The 18,339-nt window shown below is 75.5% G+C and carries 13 protein-coding genes and 1 tRNA gene; 2 read left to right on the forward strand and 12 right to left on the reverse strand.

Going from position 1 to position 18,339, the window contains the following annotated elements:
• From FN207_RS07665 to FN207_RS07705, 9 genes are all read right to left on the reverse strand, one after another.
• A complete protein-coding gene (locus FN207_RS07665; RefSeq protein WP_142457744.1) occupies positions 1 to 5,355 on the reverse strand; it encodes a PKD domain-containing protein in 5,355 nt (1,784 codons plus the stop codon).
• 223 nt (positions 5,356 to 5,578) lie between these two features.
• Positions 5,579 to 6,268 (reverse strand): DUF4352 domain-containing protein, encoded by a 690-nt coding sequence (locus tag FN207_RS07670; RefSeq protein ID WP_142457746.1) that lies wholly within the window; start codon positions 6,266 to 6,268, stop codon positions 5,579 to 5,581.
• Positions 6,265 to 7,518: a DUF1972 domain-containing protein gene (locus FN207_RS07675; protein WP_142457748.1), complete on the reverse strand. Its 1,254-nt coding sequence runs from the start codon at positions 7,516 to 7,518 to the stop codon at positions 6,265 to 6,267. The genes FN207_RS07670 and FN207_RS07675 overlap by 4 nt, the downstream gene beginning before the upstream one ends.
• A gap of 137 nt (positions 7,519 to 7,655) precedes the next feature.
• On the reverse strand, positions 7,656 to 9,155 hold the full coding sequence (locus FN207_RS07680; protein ID WP_246065853.1) for a sugar transferase: 1,500 nt from the start codon (positions 9,153 to 9,155) through the stop codon (positions 7,656 to 7,658).
• A gap of 173 nt (positions 9,156 to 9,328) precedes the next feature.
• The gene (gene pth, locus FN207_RS07685) at positions 9,329 to 9,892 is read right to left on the reverse strand and encodes an aminoacyl-tRNA hydrolase (RefSeq protein WP_142457750.1); all 564 of its coding nucleotides are present in this window, start codon (positions 9,890 to 9,892) and stop codon (positions 9,329 to 9,331) included.
• Positions 9,893 to 9,984: 92 nt separating this feature from the next.
• Entirely contained in the window at positions 9,985 to 10,689 is a 705-nt protein-coding gene (locus FN207_RS07690) for a 50S ribosomal protein L25/general stress protein Ctc (protein ID WP_142457752.1), read from the reverse strand.
• 148 nt (positions 10,690 to 10,837) lie between these two features.
• Positions 10,838 to 11,818 (reverse strand): ribose-phosphate diphosphokinase, encoded by a 981-nt coding sequence (locus FN207_RS07695; protein WP_110907641.1) that lies wholly within the window; start codon positions 11,816 to 11,818, stop codon positions 10,838 to 10,840.
• A 12-nt stretch (positions 11,819 to 11,830) separates the two neighbouring features.
• The gene (glmU, locus tag FN207_RS07700; protein ID WP_142457754.1) at positions 11,831 to 13,342 is read right to left on the reverse strand and encodes a bifunctional UDP-N-acetylglucosamine diphosphorylase/glucosamine-1-phosphate N-acetyltransferase GlmU; all 1,512 of its coding nucleotides are present in this window, start codon (positions 13,340 to 13,342) and stop codon (positions 11,831 to 11,833) included.
• Positions 13,343 to 13,404: 62 nt separating this feature from the next.
• Positions 13,405 to 13,477 (reverse strand) — tRNA-Gln (locus FN207_RS07705).
• 200 nt (positions 13,478 to 13,677) lie between these two features.
• Between FN207_RS07705 and FN207_RS07710 the strand changes: the two genes are divergently transcribed.
• Both FN207_RS07710 and FN207_RS07715 read left to right on the forward strand, forming a co-directional pair.
• The gene (locus tag FN207_RS07710; RefSeq protein ID WP_142457756.1) at positions 13,678 to 14,661 is read left to right on the forward strand and encodes an acyl-CoA desaturase; all 984 of its coding nucleotides are present in this window, start codon (positions 13,678 to 13,680) and stop codon (positions 14,659 to 14,661) included.
• A gap of 32 nt (positions 14,662 to 14,693) precedes the next feature.
• Entirely contained in the window at positions 14,694 to 15,281 is a 588-nt protein-coding gene (locus tag FN207_RS07715; RefSeq protein ID WP_142457758.1) for a TetR/AcrR family transcriptional regulator, read from the forward strand.
• 7 nt (positions 15,282 to 15,288) lie between these two features.
• On the opposite strand, the gene FN207_RS07720 is transcribed toward FN207_RS07715, so the two are convergent.
• The 3 genes from FN207_RS07720 to FN207_RS07730 all read right to left on the reverse strand — a co-directional run bounded on the left by FN207_RS07720 (position 15,289) and on the right by FN207_RS07730 (position 18,219).
• Complete coding sequence (locus FN207_RS07720; protein WP_246065854.1) at positions 15,289 to 16,197, reverse strand: 4-(cytidine 5'-diphospho)-2-C-methyl-D-erythritol kinase; 909 nt, start codon at positions 16,195 to 16,197, stop codon at positions 15,289 to 15,291.
• Positions 16,198 to 16,244: 47 nt separating this feature from the next.
• Positions 16,245 to 16,964 (reverse strand): 16S rRNA (adenine(1518)-N(6)/adenine(1519)-N(6))-dimethyltransferase RsmA, encoded by a 720-nt coding sequence (gene rsmA, locus FN207_RS07725; RefSeq protein WP_246065856.1) that lies wholly within the window; start codon positions 16,962 to 16,964, stop codon positions 16,245 to 16,247.
• A 145-nt stretch (positions 16,965 to 17,109) separates the two neighbouring features.
• Complete coding sequence (locus FN207_RS07730) at positions 17,110 to 18,219, reverse strand: resuscitation-promoting factor (protein WP_142457761.1); 1,110 nt, start codon at positions 18,217 to 18,219, stop codon at positions 17,110 to 17,112.
• Between the last annotated feature and the right edge of the window lie 120 nt (positions 18,220 to 18,339).

Consider the following 18,339-nt stretch of genomic DNA (forward strand, 5'->3'; position numbering starts at 1 on the left):
TCACGGAGCCGTCGGCGCCGTGCCCGCCTCGCCGACCCACAGCTGGTCGAACCGGACCACGGTGGCCGCCGTGGCCGAGCCCGACACGTACGTGTCGAGCAGGACCGTGCCGGCCCGCTGGAGCACCGCGGTGGTGTCCGTGGCGGTCAGCGCCCAGGCCGCCGGCTCGGTGGTGCCGGTGGCCCACGCCTTGACCCGCAGGGTCGTGGTGCCGGTACCGGCGATGTCGAACCGGACGGTCAGCGACGTGCCGGGCCGGTAGCCGCCGGGCAGCAGGTAGCCGCCGAGGATCGTGTCCACGTCGTTCACCGAGCGGACCAGCATGACCTCGACCTGCCCGTCGGCGCGGAACCGCAGCTTCACCCGGTAGTCGGTCAGCCCCACGCTGCGGCCGGCCACGCTGACGTACGCGCCACCCCCGGTGGGGGCCTGCGGGAGCGTCAGCGCGACCTGCACCGCGACGTCCTGCCGGGAGAACTGCGCCAGCGCGGCGCTGCTCGTCTGCCCGGCCGGGACCGACAGCTGGCCGGCGCCACCGGTCACCGAGGCGTTGGCCACCGGGCCGGCGACGGCCCACGGGCCGCCGGTGTCGGCCGTGCCCCACCCGCCGGTGACCTGGCGCTCGAAGGCGTCGGCGGCCAGCGCCGGGGTGCCCGGCTGCGGCTGGGCGGCGGTGACGGTCACCGACCGGGTGGTGGTCCCGGTCAGGCCGGCGGCGTCGGTGACGGTGAGTCGCACCGTGTAGGTGCCCGCCGCGGCGTAGGTGTGCGACGCGGTGGCCCCGGTGGCCGTCGAGTTGTCACCGAAGTCCCAGGCGTGGCCCGTCACCGCGGCGTCGTCGGTCGAGCCCGAGCCGTCGACGGCCACCGTCAGCCCCGAGGGGGTCGCGGTGAACGCCGCCACCGGCGCCTGGTTCACCGGCTGCGGCTGGGCGGCCGTGACGGTCACCGACCGGGTGGTGGTCCCGGTGGCGCCGGCGCCGTCGGTGACGGTGAGTCGCACCGTGTAGGTGCCCGCCGCGGCGTAGGTGTGCGACGCGGTGGCCCCGGTGGCCGTCGAGTTGTCACCGAAGTCCCAGGCGTGGCCCGTCACCGCGGCGTCGTCGGTCGAGCCCGAGCCGTCGACGGCCACCGTCAGCCCCGAGGGGGTCGCGGTGAACGCCGCCACCGGCGCCTGGTTCACCGGCTGCGGGGTCGGCGTGGTGCCGGCCGGGTCGACCCGCAGGTCGTCGACGCGCACCGTGGCGGTCGCCGTCGAGCTGCCGGAGGTGTAGAGGTCCACCGCGACCGCGCCCGGGCGCTGCAGGGCCGCCGTGGTGTCGGTCCGGGTCAGGTCCCAGGCCGTCGGCTGGGTCGTGCCGGCCCGCCACACCTTGACCTGCACGGTCGTGGTGCCCGTGCCGCTGGTCTCCAGCCGCACGTTCAGCGACGTCCCCGCGGTGTAGCCGCCCGCCAGCAGGTAGCCGCCGAGGATGGTGTCCACGTCGTTCACCGTGCGGACCAGCATGACCTCGACCTGGCCGTCGGCGCGGAACCGCAGCTTGGCCCGGTAGTCGGTGAGCCCGACCTGCTGGGTGGCGAGGCTGACGTACGTCCCACCGCCGGTCGTCAGCTGCGGCACCGTGAGGGTGGCCTGCACGACGACGTCGGTCCGGTTCACGCCGGCCAGCCGCGCCGCCGCGCTCTGGCTCTTGGCGCCGCTGAGCTGGGCGGCCCCACCGGTCACCGACGTGGTGCCGGACGTGGTCCACGCCCCGCCGACCTCGGCGGTGCCCCAGCCCGAGGCGACCTCCCGGCCGAACGTGTCGGCCGCGATCGGCGCGCCGGGCTGCGGCCCGGCCGGGGGTGCCGTGACGGTGACCGTCCGGGTGGTGGTCCCGGTCAGGCCGGCGGCGTCGGTGACGGTGAGCCGGACGGTGTACGTGCCGGCCGCGGCGTAGGTGTGCGACGCGGTGGCCCCGGTGGCGGTGGCGCTGTCACCGAAGTCCCAGGCGTGGCCGGTCACGCCGGTGTCGTCGGTCGACCCGGAGCCGTCCACGGCCACCGTCAGCTGCGACGGCGTCGCGGTGAACGCCGCCACCGGGGCCTGGTTCACCGGGGTGGGCGTCACGACCGTGCCGGCCGGCTCGACCCGCAGGTCGTCGACGCGGAGCGTGGAGACCGCGGTCGCACTGGCGGAGACGTAGGTGTCCAGCGACACCGCGCCCGGGCGCTGCAGCGAGGCGGTCGCGTCGGTCCGGGTCAGGCCCCAGGCCGTGGGCTCGGCCGCGGCGGCCGGCCACACCTTGACCTTGAGGGTCGTGGGCGAGGCGCCGCTGGTCTCGAACCGCACGGTCAGCGCCGTGCCGGCCGCGTACCCGCCGGGCAGCTGGTAGCCGTCCAGGACGGTCTCCACGTCGTCGACGATGCGGACGAGCATGACCTCGACCTGCCCGTCGGCGCGGTAGCGGAGCTTCACCCGGTAGTCGCTGAGCCCGACGCTCTGCGCGGCGAGGCCGACGTACGTGCCGCCGCCGGTGGCGAGCTGGGGCATGGTCAGCGTCGCCTGCACGGCGACGTCGGTCCGGTTCACGCCCGACAGCCGCGCCGAGGCGCTCTGCCCGGCGGCGCCGGCCAGCCGGCCGGTGCCCGCGCTGACCGAGGTCGAGCCGGCGGTGGTCCAGACGCCGCCGCGCTCGGCGGTGCCCCAGCCGGAGGGGACCTCCCGGCCGAAGGTGTCGGCCGCGATGGAGCCGGCGCCGGTCGGGGCCGCGGTGACGGTCACCGACCGCGTGGTGGTGGCGGTCAGGTCCCCGCCGTCGGTCACGGTCAGGCGCACCGAGTAGGTGCCCGGCGCGGCGTAGGTGCGCGCGGCGGTCACCCCGGTGCCGGTGGTGCCGTCACCGAAGTCCCAGGCGTAGGAGCGGATGACGCCCTCGGGGTCGGTGGAGGCGCCGGCGTCGAACCGGGCGGTGAGGTCGGCGACCTGCGTGCCGAAGGCGGCGGTCGGGGCGAGGTTCTGGCCTCGGCCGAGGGCGGCGTGGGTCGACACCTGCTGCGCGGAGAGCGCGGCCGGGTAGACGGCGACCTCGTCGATCCGCCCGGTGAACCAGGCGGCGCCGCCGCCGGTCCACGCCGAGTCGCCGCCGATCCGCCAGTACCCGTTGTAGGGCTGGGCGCGGAGGGCGCCGGCCCTCGAGGCGACGAGGGTGCCGTCGACGTAGAGGGCCAGGCCCGAGGGGCTCATCGTGGCGACGACGTGGTGCCAGCCGCCGTCGTTGTAGGCGGTGGGACCGGTGATGGTCGTGGCGGCCCCGGTGTAGACGCCGAAGGACAGCCGGCCCGCCGTGTCCATCCAGACGTGGCGGTCGTAGTTGGCGCTCAGGCCGGAGTTGCGGTCACCGAAGCCGATGATCTTGCCGCCGGTCCGGGACGTCGTGGAGAACCACGCCTCCACGCTGAACGTCTGCGGGCCGGCGATCGCCGTGCCGGTGGACGCCGCGCCGCTCGAGGTGCCGTTGAACGCCGAGGCGGTGTTCGCGTCGCCCGGGATGGCACCGGCCACCGAGCGGGTCACGCCGCTGCCGACCGTGAGGTCGCGGGCGCCGGCGTAGTCGTAGGCGATGGCACCGGAGGCCTCACCGAGGTACCAGTGGTCCAGGGCGCCGTCGGCGGCGACCGCACGGGCATAGGGCCGGGACGCGCCGCTGCTCGCGGCGGGCACCGTGCCGGTGACCCACGCGGAGCTGAGCTTGTTGCCCGCCGGGTCGCTGACCGTCACCAGCCAGCGGTGCGAGCCGGCCGAGGCCGTGGTGTCGACGCAACCGAACGTCGGCAGGTCCCACCACCGGGTCGGCCGGGTGGCCTCGCAGACCGGCGCGGCGGTGTCGCTGTCGCGGTACACGCGGTAGGTCAGGTTCTCGTTGTCGCGGTCGGTGACCGACGGCCAGGTCAGCCGGACGGCGCCGGGGACCATGGTGGTGGTCAGCGCGAAGGGCTTGCTGGTGGCCGGGCCGACCCGGTTGGGGGCCAGCGCCGGGACGGCGAACCGCACGAGGCCCTGCTGGCCGACGCCGTTGACGGTCGGGAACTCGCCGCCGAAGACGACGTAGTCGCCGTTGCCGCTGACCGACCAGCCGGCCTGGAACTGCCCGGTGTAGGTGCCGGCGATGAAGTCCGGGTCCCAGGGGAGGTACGAGGGCGCCGGCTGGCCGACCAGCCGGGTGTTGGAGCGCAGCTCGCTGATCCGCTGGACGGTGCCCGTCGCCGCCGCCGACAGGGCGTTGCCGAACATGTGCACGCGGGGCTGCTGCTCCGGGAAGCCGCCGATGTTGGCGCAGTCGTGGGCGTGCGACGCGGTGTAGACGACGGTGCTGGTCGCGTAGACCGAGTAGTGGTCACCGCGGCAGTCGGAGAACCAGACCGCCTGGCCGCCGTCGGCCCGCGCGGCGAAGGTGTCCTCGAGGTTGCCCGGGCCGCCGAAGTCGTAGCCGGTGCCGTACACGACCCCGTTGCTGGTCGCGAGGCTGTAGATCGCGGCGTTCGGGCCCTGGTTGGTGATCAGCTGGCCGACGGCGAAGGGCCTCGTGGCGCCGGAGGTGGCGTCGACGGCACCGACACCGGACGTCGCCGTGCCGTTCAGGGAACTGAACCGGCCGGCGATGACCACCTGGTTCGTGCCGGCCAGCGTCATGGCCATGATCTGGTTGGCGGTCCCGCCGGGCTGGGGCGCCCACGCGGTGAGGGCACCGGTGGCGGCGCTGACGGCGGCCAGCCGGGTGCGCGCGACGGAGCCGACGGCGGTCACGGTGCCGCCGAGGTAGACGGTCGAGTTGGTCGCCGCGATGGCCGACACCTGGCCGGACACGGCCGGCCGGAAGTCGGCCACCAGCTGGCCGGTGGCGGCGTTGAAGGCGGCGATGCGGGTGCGCACCTGCCCGTTGACCCGCCCGAAGTCGCCGCCGACGTAGAGGCGCGAGCCGTCCGGGGAGGCGGCGAGGGCCAGGACCTGGCCGTCGAGCGTGGGGGCGAAGGAGGTGATCAGCTCACCGGTGCGGATGTCGTACGCGAGCAGGTTGCTGCGCGGGGTCTCCGCGACGCCGGGCGCGGCGCCGGCCGGGCGGGCGGTGGAGAAGTCGCCGCCGACGAAGACGGTGTTGCCCACCACGACCTGGGCCCAGGCGACCCCGTTGATCTGGACGGTGGGCAGGGCGTCCGCCGTCACCGTGGCCGGGGTGGCCGGGTCGGCCGGGTTGACCGGCGCCCAGTCCGCCGAGGCGATCCCCGGCACCGCCCCGCCGAGGACCCCGGCGAAGAGCAGGGTCGCGAGGAGGCCGGCCAGGAGGGCCCTGGGCGAGGCAACCGTGCGTGCTGACATGTCGGAGTCCCCCGTGTGTCGCGTCCAACGCATGGCCGTCCACCGGCCAGGCGGATGAACACTAAGCGTGACGACAGGGGGTCCCCATCCCCCGTTACGGGGACAAGTCCGCAGGTCGTGCGGAGATCTTGCGGTTCGGTCCTCACCGAGGGTGATGTCTGACGAACGACGGCAGGGCCCCGGCCGGAGCCGGGGCCCTGCTGTCGTGCGGCGGTGGAACGGGTCAGCCGGCGGAGCCGGTGAAGACCATGAACGGCGCTCCCGCGCGGTGGCCGACGGAGACCGTGACCGTGCCGCGGTCGTCCGGCGGCACGCTGAACACGTAGACCCCCTCGGCCGTCTCCCCCGGCTCGAGCGCGCCGGAGAAGGGAGCCTGCGACGGGTCGTCGAGCGGGGACGCGGGCACGGCGTCGGTGCCGTGCGTGAGGTCCACGGCCACCCCGCCGAGGTCGAGGTCGTCGTCGGTGCCGTTGGTGATCGTCACGGTCACCCGCAGGGCCGGCCCCGACACGTTGCCGCGCCCCTGGCCGACGCCGTCGATCGCCTCGACCGAGGCCACGGTGGCCGTGACCCCGTCGCCGGCCGCGGCCGGTCGGTCGAGCGGGACGGCGGCCTGGCTGGGCGGCAGCTCGTCGACGGCGGGCTGCGGGTCCTCCGCCGGAGGGGTCGCCTGCGCCCCGGGTTCGTCGGCGCCCAGCGACGGCTCGGTGGCGGTCGCCGGCGTCGAGGACCCGGTGGCGGCGGGAGACCCGTTCGGCCCGTCGCCGTCCCCCCGCACGAGGACGAACACGGCGACGAGGGCGACCAGCACCACCCCGGCCAGCGCGAGGAGCAGACGCCGCCTCGACGACGGCGCGGCCGGTGCCGGACGGTCCTGCACGGCGGTCCCGCCCCGCTCGTCGGTGCCGCTCACTGCTGGGCCGCCGGGAGGTGCTCGTCGGCCCACTGCCGCGGCTGCGCCGGAACGGGCAGGGGGACCACGGTGCCGGTGGGCGCCGCGGGGAGCGGCAGGTCGGCGTCGGTCGGCCGGCGACGGCCGCTCGGCCGCCTCCGGGGGACGCGGCGGGCGGCGAGCCGCTCCGCGAGGGCCTCGTAGCCCGCGGCGACCTCGTCCCAGTCGTAGCCGGCGGCGAGCTCGCGGGACCGGCGCCGGTCCCGCTCGACGCGGGCGGGGTCGGCCTCGACGGAGGCCAGCTGGCGCGCGACGTCCTGCGACGTGCGGAAGAAGCGGCCCGCGTCGCGCACGACCTCGCGGTTGAAGTCGACGTCGAAGGCGGTCACCGCCGCGCCGGCGCCGATGGCGCGCAGCAGCGAGGGGTTGGTGCCGCCGACGGAGTGGCCGTGCAGGTACGTGGCGCAGTTGGCGTAGAGCTGGTCGAGCAGCCGCTGGTCCCACACCCCGCCGAGGAATCGCACGCGCTCGTCGGCGAGGGCGTGCACGCGGCGGGTGTAGCCGTCGTTGTACGGAGCCGAGCCGACGACGACCAGCGGCAGGCTGGCCTCGCTGGCGGTGTAGCCCCGGACGATGACGTCGACGTGGTTCTCCGGCTCGAACCGGGCCACCACCAGGTGGTAGCCGCCGGGCTCGAGGCCGATGCCGGCGAGCAGGTCCGCGCCCGGGTCCACGAGCGGGGCGCCGTAGGTGAGCAGCGTGGTGGGGGCGTCGAAGGTGTCGCGGTAGTAGTCGGCGATGCCCTGGGCGTCGGCGATGAGGACGTCGGACCAGCGGACGGCCAGGGACTCGGCCACGCGGTAGTAGTGGCGGCCGGTCGGGCCCCACTTGGCGCGCTTCCACTCCAGCCCGTCGACGTGCGTGGCGACCGGGATGCGCGCGGCGCGCAGCACCGGCAGGAGCGGGGCGTTGGCCGCGTTGAAGACGATCGCGGCGTCGGTGCGGTGGGCCAGCAGGTGCCCGACCGACAGCGCGGTGTGGCTCAGGGTCTCCAGCGACCGGCGGCGGGCGGCGGGCAGGTGCACCAGCTCCATGCCGAGGTGCTCGGCCGGCGGCGGCTCCTCCGCGCCCGGCGCGGTGCGGCAGTAGACGACCACCCGGTGCCCGCGGTCGGCGAGCCGGCGGCCCACCTCCTCGACCGCCGTCTCGAAGCCGCCGTAGCGGGCGGGGACCCCGCGGGTCCCCACCAGGGCGATGCTCGTGCGGGCCATCGGTCGCTCCTCCGGGGTGCGCGTGCGAACGGGACGTCGGCGGCCTCGGCAGAGGCCCGGTCCGACGCTAGGAACGGGAGGGGGGTGCGCTCGTCCCCCGGCGGGGTGGGCCGGGGGTGAGGCGCGGGTGAGGCGGGTCAGTACGCGCCGGAGCTGCTCACGACGGCGCGGACGGTCTTGACGAGGATCAGCGCGTCGAGGGCGAGCGACCAGTTCTCCACGTAGCGGAGGTCCAGGCGCACGGCCTCCTCCCAGGACAGGTCGCTCCGGCCGGAGATCTGCCACAGGCCGGTGAGGCCGGGCTTGACCAGCAGCCGCCGGCTGACCGAGGAGTCGTAGCGCTCGACCTCGGCCGGCAGCGGTGGACGGGGGCCGACCAGCGACATGGAGCCGCCGACGACGTTGAACAGCTGCGGCAGCTCGTCGAGGGAGAAGCGGCGCAGCCAGTGCCCGACGCGGGTGACCCGCGGGTCGTGGCGCATCTTGAACAGCAGCCCGTCGCCCTCGTTGCGGTCGAGCAGCTCGGCCAGCCGGCGGTCGGCGTCGACGGCCATGCTGCGGAACTTGAGGATGGTGAACCCGCGGCCGTTCACCCCCACCCGCTCCTGGCGGTAGAGGACCGGCCCGGGGCTGTCGAGCCGGACGGCGAGGGCGATGACCAGCAGCACCGGCGCCAGGAACAGCAGGGCCAGCGCGGCCGCGGCGCGGTCGACCCCGCCCTTGACCACCCGGCGCCAACCCTCGAAGCGCGGCTGCTCGACCGACAGCAGCGGCAGCCCCTCGAAGGGCCTGATGTGCAGCCGCGGGCCGGCGACCTCGATGAGGCCCGGGGCGACGAGCAGCTCGGTGCCGGTGCCCTCGAGCTGCCAGGACAGCCGGCGCAGGTACTCGGCCGCGGTCTCGCTCGCGGAGGTCACCGCGACGGTGTCGGCGCCGTGGCGGGCGACCGCGGCGGCGACGTCGTCCAGTCCCGAGACGGGGACGCGGAGTGTCTCGGCGACGCTGCTGCGGCTGTCGGGCGTCACGCAGGCGGCCACGACCTCCAGGCCGGCGAAGTCGCCGCGGCGCAGCCGGGCGGCCAGCTCGGTGACCGCGCCGCCGCGCCCGACGACCACGACCCGCTTGGTGCACCGGCCCCGGGCGCGCAGCCCGCGCAGCCGGCACCGGGCGGCGTACCGGCCGGAGAGGGTGAGCACGGTGAGCGCGGGGACGGCGAGGACGACCAGGGCGCGGCTGAGGTCGAGGTGCGCGACGTAGGACACGAAGCTGGTCAGGGCGAGCAGGAGGAAGCCGGCCCGGCCGACGCGGCGGAACTCGTCGCTGCCGGTGCCGAACACCCGGTCGTCGTGCGCGCCGGCGGCGGCCAGCAGCACCGGCCAGGCCAGCACCATGACGAGCGCCGGCAGCAGCAGGGCGGCCCGGACGTCGGCCGGTGAGGCGAGCAGCACGGTGCCGGTCGCGGCGACCGCGGCGGTCAGGTCGAGGGCGTGCAGGGCGGCCGAGTAGCGGCCCTCCCAGCGGCGAGCCGGCGGGTGGGACACCGCGCGCAGGCGGCCGGCCGCACCGCCCGGGGCGGCGCGCAGCGCCCTCGTCCGCGCAGCCGTCCCCGGTCCTGCGCCGTGGTGGTCCAGCAGCACGTCTCCCCCTCGGCTCGCGTCACTCTGAGTACGCGGAGGAGGTGCCGATCACGGTGTGTGGCAGTCCACTGGACGCCGCGCTCGCACATCTCCCCCTGAGCACGAGCGACACTCACAGAGAGTCATCAGAGGGTCAATGCGGAGAGTGACCGTTTCACCCGAAGGGGAGAGCCTCAGGTGCGCGGGTGCACCACGTTCTGCGCGCCCTCGAGGCCCAGGGTGAGCAGTTCCTCGGCGGCGTCGGCGGCCTCGGCCACCAGCAGGTCGAGCTCCTTGCGCTCGGTCGTGGAGAAGTCCTTGAGCACGAAGTCGGCCGGGTCCTGCCGTCCGGGCGGCCGGCCGATGCCCACCCGCACGCGCAGGTAGTCCCGCGTCCCGGTCGAGCGGCTGATGGAGCGCAGGCCGTTGTGGCCGCCCTCGCCACCGCCGCGTTTGAGGCGGACGGCCGCGAAGGGGATGTCGAGCTCGTCGTGGACGACGACGAGGTCGGCGACCGGCAGCTTGTGGTAGTCGAGCAGGCCGCGGACGGGGCCGCCGGACTCGTTCATGTACGTCGTCGGCCGGGCCAGGACGACGCGGCGGCCGGCCAGGCGCCCCTCCCCGGCCAGCGCGCGGGCGCGGGCGCCCTTGCCGGCGGTGAGCTTCACGCCGGCGCGCGCGGCCAGCTCGTCGAGCACCATGGCACCGACGTTGTGCCGGTTGCCCGCGTAGGCGGGGCCGGGGTTCCCCAGGCCCACGACGAGGAAGGGGCCCTCGGAGGGAGGGGACGCCGCAGGGGCGCCGGCGGTGCCGGCGCCCCTGCGGGTGGTGCTCTCGGTCAGCGCGGACCTCAGCTGTTCTCGGTCGACTCGACCGACTCGCCGCTGCCCTGGGCCAGGGGCTCGGGGACGACGTCGCCCTCGCCGACGCCCTCCGCGGCCGGCGCGGACTCCTCGCGCTCGATGCCGGCCTCGGCCTCGGCCTCGGCGAGCTCGGCGTCGAGCTGCTCGGCGGTCGGGGCGCCCAGGAAGCCGATGACCAGCGCCTCGGGGTCGGTGATCAGCGTCGCGCCGCGCGGGAGGACGAGGTCGCCCGCGGTGATGTTCTGGCCGGCGGTGCGGCCGGTGACGTCGACCTCGATCGTCTCGGGCAGCGCCGTGGCGTCGGCCTCGATCGAGACGGTGTTGAGCTGGTGGTTGGTGATCGCGTCCACGCCGGGCTCGCCGACGACGACCAGCGGCACCTCGACGGTGGTCTTCTCGCCGCGGCGCACGGCCAGCAGGTCGACGTGCTCGTGCTGGCGGGTCAGCGGGTCGCGCTGCACGGACTTGGTGAGCGCGAGGTGCTCGGCGCCGTCGAGGACGACGGTGATCAGGGCGTTGCTGCCGCCGTTGCGCAGGACCGCGGCGAACTCGCGGGCCGGCAGCGACAGGTGGACGACGTCCTGGCCGTGCCCGTAGAGGACGGCGGGGACGCGGCCCGCGCGGCGGGTCCGGCGGGCGCTGCCCTTGCCGAACTCGGTGCGGGGCTCGGCGACGAGGCGGTAGTCAGCCACGGTGGTGTGCTCCTCGGGAGGTGGGTCTGGCGGCGGCCGGCACACGGCGCGGCACACCCCGGGAGGGCACACGCACGTCGATCACGGAGTACGGACGGGCCGTCTCCCTCGCCGGGCTCCGTCCAGGGTACCTGCCGCTCGAACGGTGCTAGGACGCGCCGCCGAAGAGGCTGGTGACCGAGCCGTCCTCGAAGACCTCCTTGATCGCCCGCGCGAGCAGCGGGGCGATCGAGAGGACGGTGAGCTTGTCGAACTGGCGGGCCGGCTCGATCGGCAGCGTGTTGGTCACGATGACCTCGCTGACCCGGCTGTTCTTCAGCCGGTCGACCGCCGCGCCGGAGAGGACGCCGTGGGTCGCGCAGACGATGACGTCGGCGGCACCGGCCTCGAACAGCGTCTCGGCGGCCTTCACGATCGTGCCGCCGGTGTCGATCATGTCGTCGACCAGGATGCAGACCCGGCCCTCGACCTCGCCGACGACGCGGTTGGCGACGACCTCGTTGGGCCGCATCGGGTCGCGGGTCTTGTGGATGAAGGCCAGCGGTACGCCCCCGAGCTTGTCGCTCCACCGCTCCGAGACCCGGACCCGCCCGGAGTCCGGCGACACGACGGTGATCTCGCGGTCGCCCCAGCGGCCCTTGACGTGGTCGACCAGGAGGTCGAGGGCGAAGAGGTGGTCGACCGGCCCGTCGAAGAAGCCCTGGATCTGCGCGGTGTGCAGGTCGACGGTCATGAGCCGGTCGGCGCCGGCGGTCTTGAACATGTCGGCGACCAGGCGGGCGGAGATGGGCTCGCGGCCGCGGTGCTTCTTGTCCTGCCGGGCGTAGGGGAAGAACGGGGCGACGACGGTGATCCGCTTGGCCGACGCGCGCTTGGCGGCGTCGACCATGAGCAGCTGCTCCATGAGCCAGGTGTTGATGGGCGCGGTGTGGCTCTGCACGATGAAGGCGTCGCAGCCGCGGACGGACTCCTCGAAGCGGACGAACAGCTCGCCGTTGGCGAACTCGTAGGCGGCCGTGGGCGTCGGCGTGACGCCCAGGTGCCCGGCGATCTCGGCTGCCAGCTCGGGGTAGGCCCGACCGGAGAAGAGCATCAGGCTCTTGCTGGTGGTCTGCCGGATCGCGCTCATCCGCTCACTGCCTCACTGCTCGTGGTGGGGCCCGGGCTCCGCCGGCCGGTCCGGTCCGTCACTGGCGGGCCGGCTCCCGGCCGTGCCCTCGGCCGCTGCTCCTGTGGCTGCCGCCGCGGCCTGCGCGGCTGCGGTGCCCGGGCGGCGGCGTGCCACCCAGCCTGCCACATTGCGCTGGCGGGCCCGCGCCACACCCATGGCCCCGGGAGGCACGTCCTGGGTGATGACCGAGCCCGCGGCGGTGTAGGCGCCGTCGCCGACGGTGACCGGGGCGACCAGCATCGTGTCCGACCCCACACGCACGTGGTCGCCGATGGTCGTGTGGCTCTTGGTGACGCCGTCGTAGTTGACGAAGACCGTCGCCGCGCCGATGTTCGCCCCCCGGCCGATCGTCGCGTCGCCCACGTAGGACAGGTGCGGCACCTTCGACCCCTCGCCGACCACGGCGTTCTTGGTCTCCACGAACGCGCCGACCTTGGCCTCGGCGGCCAGCCGGGTGCCCGGCCGCAGGTAGCTGAACGGGCCGACCACCGCCCGCGGCCCGACCTCGGACTGGGTGGCGTGCGAGCGGAGCACGGTGGCGCCCTCCCCCACCGTGCAGTCGGTCATCGTGGTGTCCGGGCCGACGACGGCGCCGGCGGCCACGGTCGTCGTCCCGTGCAGCTGGACGCCGGGCAGCAGCCGGGCGCCCGGGAGGACGGCGGCGGTGACGTCGACCCAGGTGGTGGCCGGGTCGACGACGGTGACGCCCGCGACCATGAGCGCGTCGAGCACGCGGTCGTTGAGGGTGCGCCGCCGCGCGGCGAGCTCGCGCTGGTCGTTGCAGCCGAGGACGTCGACGGGGTCCTCGGCGCGGACGGCGGCCACCGGGGCGCCGCCCTCGACCAGCGGGGCGAGCGCGTCGGTCAGGTACTGCTCGCCCTGGGCGTTGTCGGTGGACAGCCCGGCCAGGACCCGGCGCAGCGTCCCGGCGTTGGCCACGTAGACGCCGGCGTTGACCTCGCGGATCGCGCGCTGCTCGTCGGTGGCGTCCTTCTCCTCGACGATCGCCCGCGGCGCGCCGTCGGCACCCCGGACGATGCGGCCGAGGCCCGTCGGGTCGTCGACCTCGGCGGTCAGCACGGTGAAGACGCTGCCGGCGGCGGAGTGGGCGGCCACCAGCGCCTGCAGGGTGGCGGGGGTGAGCAGCGGCGCGTCGCCGTTGACCACGAGCACCGGGCCCTCGAGGTCGGGGACGGCGTCGAGCGCGACCCCGGCGGCGTGCCCGGAGCCGCGCTGCTCCTCCTGCAGCACCGGGCGGGCACCCGGCGCGACGGCGGCCAGGTGCGCCTCGACGGCCTCGCGGCCGGAGCCGACGACGACCAGCGTGGTGCCGGCCTCCAGCGGCGCGGCGGCGGCGAGGACGTGGCCGAGCATGCTGCGCCCGCCGAGCTCGTGCAGGACCTTCGGGGTGGCCGACCGCATCCGGGTGCCCTGACCGGCGGCCAGGACGACGACGGCGGCGACTGCCTGCTGCGGGCTCACGGAACTCCTCGAGGACGGTGGGTGGCTGCTGCCGGTCGGACCCCTGCTGGTCGGACCCGCTGCTGGGGGACTCGGACTCGAACCGAGACTTCCCGGCTCCAAAGGCCGGCGGGCTGCCGATTACCCCATCCCCCACCGCGCGCCGTCCCCGTCCGGCACCGCGTGGGTCGAGCCTAGGGCGCGCGTCCGGCCCGGGCACGGGAGCCGGGGTCCCGGACGCGGGAGGAGGGCGGACCCTCGACCGAGCGGCCGCGCCTACGGTGACGTAGGTTACGGCCTCGTAGCCGCAGGTCGTCGACCCGTGCGGCCCGCGACGGACGACCCCTGGAGGCCATGTGTCCGCCCCTTCCCTCACCCGGCCGACGGCCTTCGCCCCCGCTGACCCGGACAAGGGCCTGCCGGCCAACGCCTACGGGAAGGAGAAGGGCCACCTCGAGCAGCTGGTCCTCTACGTCTTCGTCGTCGTCCCGTTCCTCGCCCTCGCCGCGATCGTGCCGGTCGTGTGGGGCTGGGGGATGTCGTGGCTCGACGTCGCGCTGTTCGCCGCGTTCTACTTCGTGCCCCTGCTCGGCGTCACCGTCGGCTACCACCGCTACTTCACCCACGGCTCGTTCAAGGCGACCCGGCCGCTGCGCATCGCGCTGGCGATCGCCGGCTGCATGGCGATCCAGGGCCCGGTCGTGCAGTGGGTGGCCGACCACCGCCGCCACCACGCGTTCTCCGACCGCGAGGGCGACCCGCACTCGCCGTGGCGCTACGGCACCGACACGCGGGCGCTGCTCAAGGGCATGTTCCACGCCCACCTCGGCTGGCTGTTCGACCGCCGCCAGACCAACGCCGCCCGGTACGCCCCCGACCTGCTCAAGGACCGCGGTCTCACGGTCACCAGCCGGCTGTTCAGCCTCTGGGCGTTCCTGAGCCTGGCGCTGCCCGCCGCGATCGGCGGCCTGGTGACCGGCAGCTGGGCCGGCGCGTGGAGCGCGTTCTTCTGGGCCGGGCTGGTCCGCACCGGGCTGCTGCACCACGTCACCTGGTCGATCAACTCGATCTGCCACGTGGTGGGCAGCCGGCCCTTCGCCTCCCGCGACCGCGCCACCAACTTCTGGCCGCTGGCCGTCCTCAGCGCCGGCGAGTCGTGGCACAACCTGCACCACGCCGACCCGACGTGCGCCCGCCACGGCGTCCTGCGCGGCCAGATCGACATCAGCGCCCGCGTCATCTGGGTGTTCGAGAAGCTCGGCTGGGCGCACTCGGTGAAGTGGCCCGACCCGGCCCGCCTGGCCGCCAAGCGCGTCCCTGCCGCGAGCGCCGTCTCCTGAGCGTCGCCGGGGCGCCCCGGCCCCGGCGGCGGATGACCGCCGCGCAGCGGCGGGAGCAGCTCGTGTCGGTCGGCCGGGAGGTGTTCGCCCAGCGCGGCTACGCCGCCACCTCGATCGAGGAGCTGGCCGCCCGCGCCGACGTGAGCAAGCCGGTCGTCTACGAGCACTTCGGCGGCAAGGAGGGGCTCTACGCCGTCGTCGTCGACCGCGAGATGGAGCGGGTGCTCGACCGCTTCACCTCGGCGCTCGCGGCCGGCGGGAGCCCGCGGGCGCTGCTCGAGCGCGCGGCGCTGGCCCTGCTCGACTACGTCGAGGAGGACACCGCCGGCTTCCGCGTGCTCTCGCGCGACTCCCCCGGTTCCTACTCCTCGCTGATCGGCGAGCTCGCCCGGCGGGTCGAGCACCTGCTGGGCGAGCGCTTCGGCGAGCGCGGCTACGACCCACACCTGGCCGCGCTCTACAGCCAGGCCCTGGTCGGGATGGTCGCGCAGGTGGGTCAGTGGTGGCTGGAGACCCGCTCGCCGGGCAAGGCCGAGGTGGCCGCCCGCCTGGTCGACCTCGCCTTCGCGGGGCTCTCCCGCCTCGACCCCGAGCCCGTGCTGCGGCACGAGGACGGCTGAGCCCCCCTCAGCCCACCAGGCGCGCGCCGGGCACCGGCCCGTGCACCACGCGGACGGTGCGGAACAGGCCCTCCCCGGCGAGGACGGCGGCCAGGCGCACCGCGGCGTCCTCGTCCGCGGCCAGCGCCGCCACCGTCGGGCCCGAGCCGCTGACCACCGCGGCGGCGGCCCCGGCGTCGATGGCGCCCCGCAGGGCCCGGCGCAGCGCCGGCCGGAGCGAGACGGCCGGTGCCTGCAGGTCGTTGGCCAGGGCGGCGGCCAGGGCCTCCACCGGGCCGCTGCGCAGCGCGGCGACCACCGGCTCGGGCGAGGGGAACGCGGCGCCGTCGGGCAGCCGCCCTTCGGCCCGCAGCCGGTCGAGCTCGGCGTAGACCGCCGGGGTGGACAGCCCGCCGTCGGCGAGGCCGAGCACCCAGTGCCACGGCCGCCGGGCCAGGACGGGCGTGAGCCGCTCCCCGCGCCCGCTGCCGAGGGCCACCCCGCCGGCGAGGGAGAACGGCACGTCGCTGCCCAGCCGGGCGGCCAGGGCGGTGAGGTCACCGCGGGTGGCGTGGGTGCCCCACAGGGCGTCCAGGGCGACCAGCGCGGCCGCGGCGTCGGCGCTGCCCCCGGCCAGCCCCGCGGCGGCCGGGATGGCCTTCTCGACGGCGATGGCGGCGTCGGGGGCGACCCCGGCGTGCTCGGCGAGCAGCTCGGCGGCCCGCCACACCAGGTTGCGCCGGTCGGTGGGCACCGGGTCGGGTCCCTCGGCGCCCTCGCCGGTCACCGTGACCGACAGACCCTCGGCGCGGCGCACGGTCACCGTGTCCAGCAACGAGACGGCGAGGTAGACCGTCTGCAGGTCGTGGTAGCCGTCCTCGCGCAGCGGGCCGACGGCCAGCGAGACGTTGATCTTGGCCGGAGCGTGGGCGGACACCGCGCCATCACCGCGGGTGTGCCCGGGACCGCCGGACGTCGACCAGCTCACGGCGCCGTCGCCGCCAGGCGGGCGAAGTCGGCCACCGAGAGCTGTTCGCCGCGGGTGGTGGGGTCGATGCCGGCCGCCCGCAGCCGCTGCTCGGCCGCGGCGGGGCTCCCCGCCCAGCGGGCGAGGGCCGCGCGCAGCCCCTTGCGGCGCATGGCGAACGCGGCGTCGACGACGGCGAAGGTGGCGGCCCGGTCCCCCGGTGGCGGGTCGTGCCGGTCGAGGGCGACCAGGCCGGAGTCGACGTTGGGCTCGGGCCAGAACACCCGGCGGCCGACGCTGCCCGCGCGACGGGCGGTGCCGTACCAGGCGGCCTTGACCGACGGGACGCCGTAGGCGGCACTGCCCGGCGGGGCGGCCAGCCGGTCGGCGACCTCGGCCTGGACGAGCACCAGGGCGCGCCGGAGGGAGGGCAGCAGCTCGAGCAGGTGCAGGAGGACGGGCACGGCCACGTTGTACGGCAGGTTGGCCACGAGCGCCGTGGGAGCCGGCCCGGGGAGGTCGGTCACCCGCAGGGCGTCGGCCTCGACGACGGTCAGCCGGCCGGCGAGGTCCGGGCGGCGCGCGGCCACGGTGTCCGGCAGCAGGGCGGCCAGCCGGGGGTCGATCTCGACGGCGGTGACGGCCGCGGCGGCGGGCAGCAGGCCGAGGGTGAGCGAGCCCAGCCCCGGCCCGACCTCGAGGACGACGTCGTCGGGCCGCAGCTCGGCGGTGCGCACGATCCGCCGGATGGTGTTGGCGTCGTGCAGGAAGTTCTGCCCGAGCGTCTTGGTGGGACGCAGACCGAGCTGCTGGGCCAGCTCGCGGATCGCGGCCGGGCCCAGCAGCCCGTCGGTCTGCTCGGGGGTGCTCAGCGGCTCGTGCTCAGCTGAACAGCCGCGGGCCGCAGTGCGGCCACTGGCCGGCGCCGGAGCGCTGGTACAGCAGCTGCGCGCGGTAGGTCTGCTCGTCGGGCGAGGCCTGGGACGGCACGCCGGTCCCGCCGACCGCCTGCCAGGTGGCGACCGAGAACTGGTAGAGGCCGTGGTACTTGCCGGTGGAGCTGACCGCGTTCGGGCGGCCACCGGACTCGCACTGCGCGAGCGCCGCCCAGTTCAGCCCGTCGGCCGACGGGGCGTTGCCGCTGCTGGCCGCGGGGGCCGGGCGCTCCTTGGTGCCGACGCTGACCAGCTCGTCGACCGCGGGACGGGTCACGGCGGTGTTGAGCTGCTCGCGGGTGGTCTGCACGCCGTCGACGTAGGTGACCCGGAAGGTGGTGGCCTGCTCGCCCTCCACGCCCTCCTGGGTGACGGTCTCGGTGCCCTCGAACGCCTCGGGGTCGTCGGTCTCGACGGTCTGGAAGTCGACGGGCGCGGTGACGACCTCCTCCACGACCTGCACGCGGTAGACCTGCAGCCGCATGGCGTTGAGCAGCGGCTGGGTGGTGAGCAGGCTCAGGCGGTCGTCCGGGCCGAGGGTCACGCCCTGCTCGGCCAGCAGGTCGCCGGCGGTGGCGGCCGTGGTGGTGACGACGCGCGTGCCGCCGTCGACGACGAGCGTCACGTTCTTCGGGGTGGTGATCGACAGCGCCATGCCGTCGAGCGGGAGGCGCTCGCTGCGGCTGGCCGACAGCACCATGTCCTCGGCGCGGTAGCCGAGCTGGTCGAGGGCCTCGTCCACCGACAGTGCGGTCACGTAGACCTCGCGCGAGACGCCGTCGACGGTGAGCTGCAGCGGGCGGGCGCGGTTGACCACGACCGTGTCGCCGTCGCCGACCTCGGCCCCGGGGTCCGGGAGGACGACGTCGTGCGACTGCGTCTGCAGCCCCTCCTCCTCGAGCACCTCCCCGACGGTGTCGGCGTAGGTGCTGACCTCGCGGGCCTGGCCGTCCACGGTGAGGGTGAGCGACTTCTGCGCGGCGAACCAGGCCACGGACCCGCCCACCAGTCCGAGCAGGACGAGGGCGCAGAGGGCGAGCTTCAGCGTTCGGGGCACGACACTTCCACGGGGTCGGGGGACCGGGCAGAGATGTCGTGCGCGCGAACGACAGCGTCGGGGATCCCGGGACCGTCGGACGCCGCCCGGGTCGATCCCCACTCCGGCTGTCAGTCACGA

The sequence above is a fragment of the Geodermatophilus aquaeductus genome (genome assembly GCF_900182545.1).
Lineage (GTDB): Bacteria > Actinomycetota > Actinomycetes > Mycobacteriales > Geodermatophilaceae > Geodermatophilus > Geodermatophilus aquaeductus.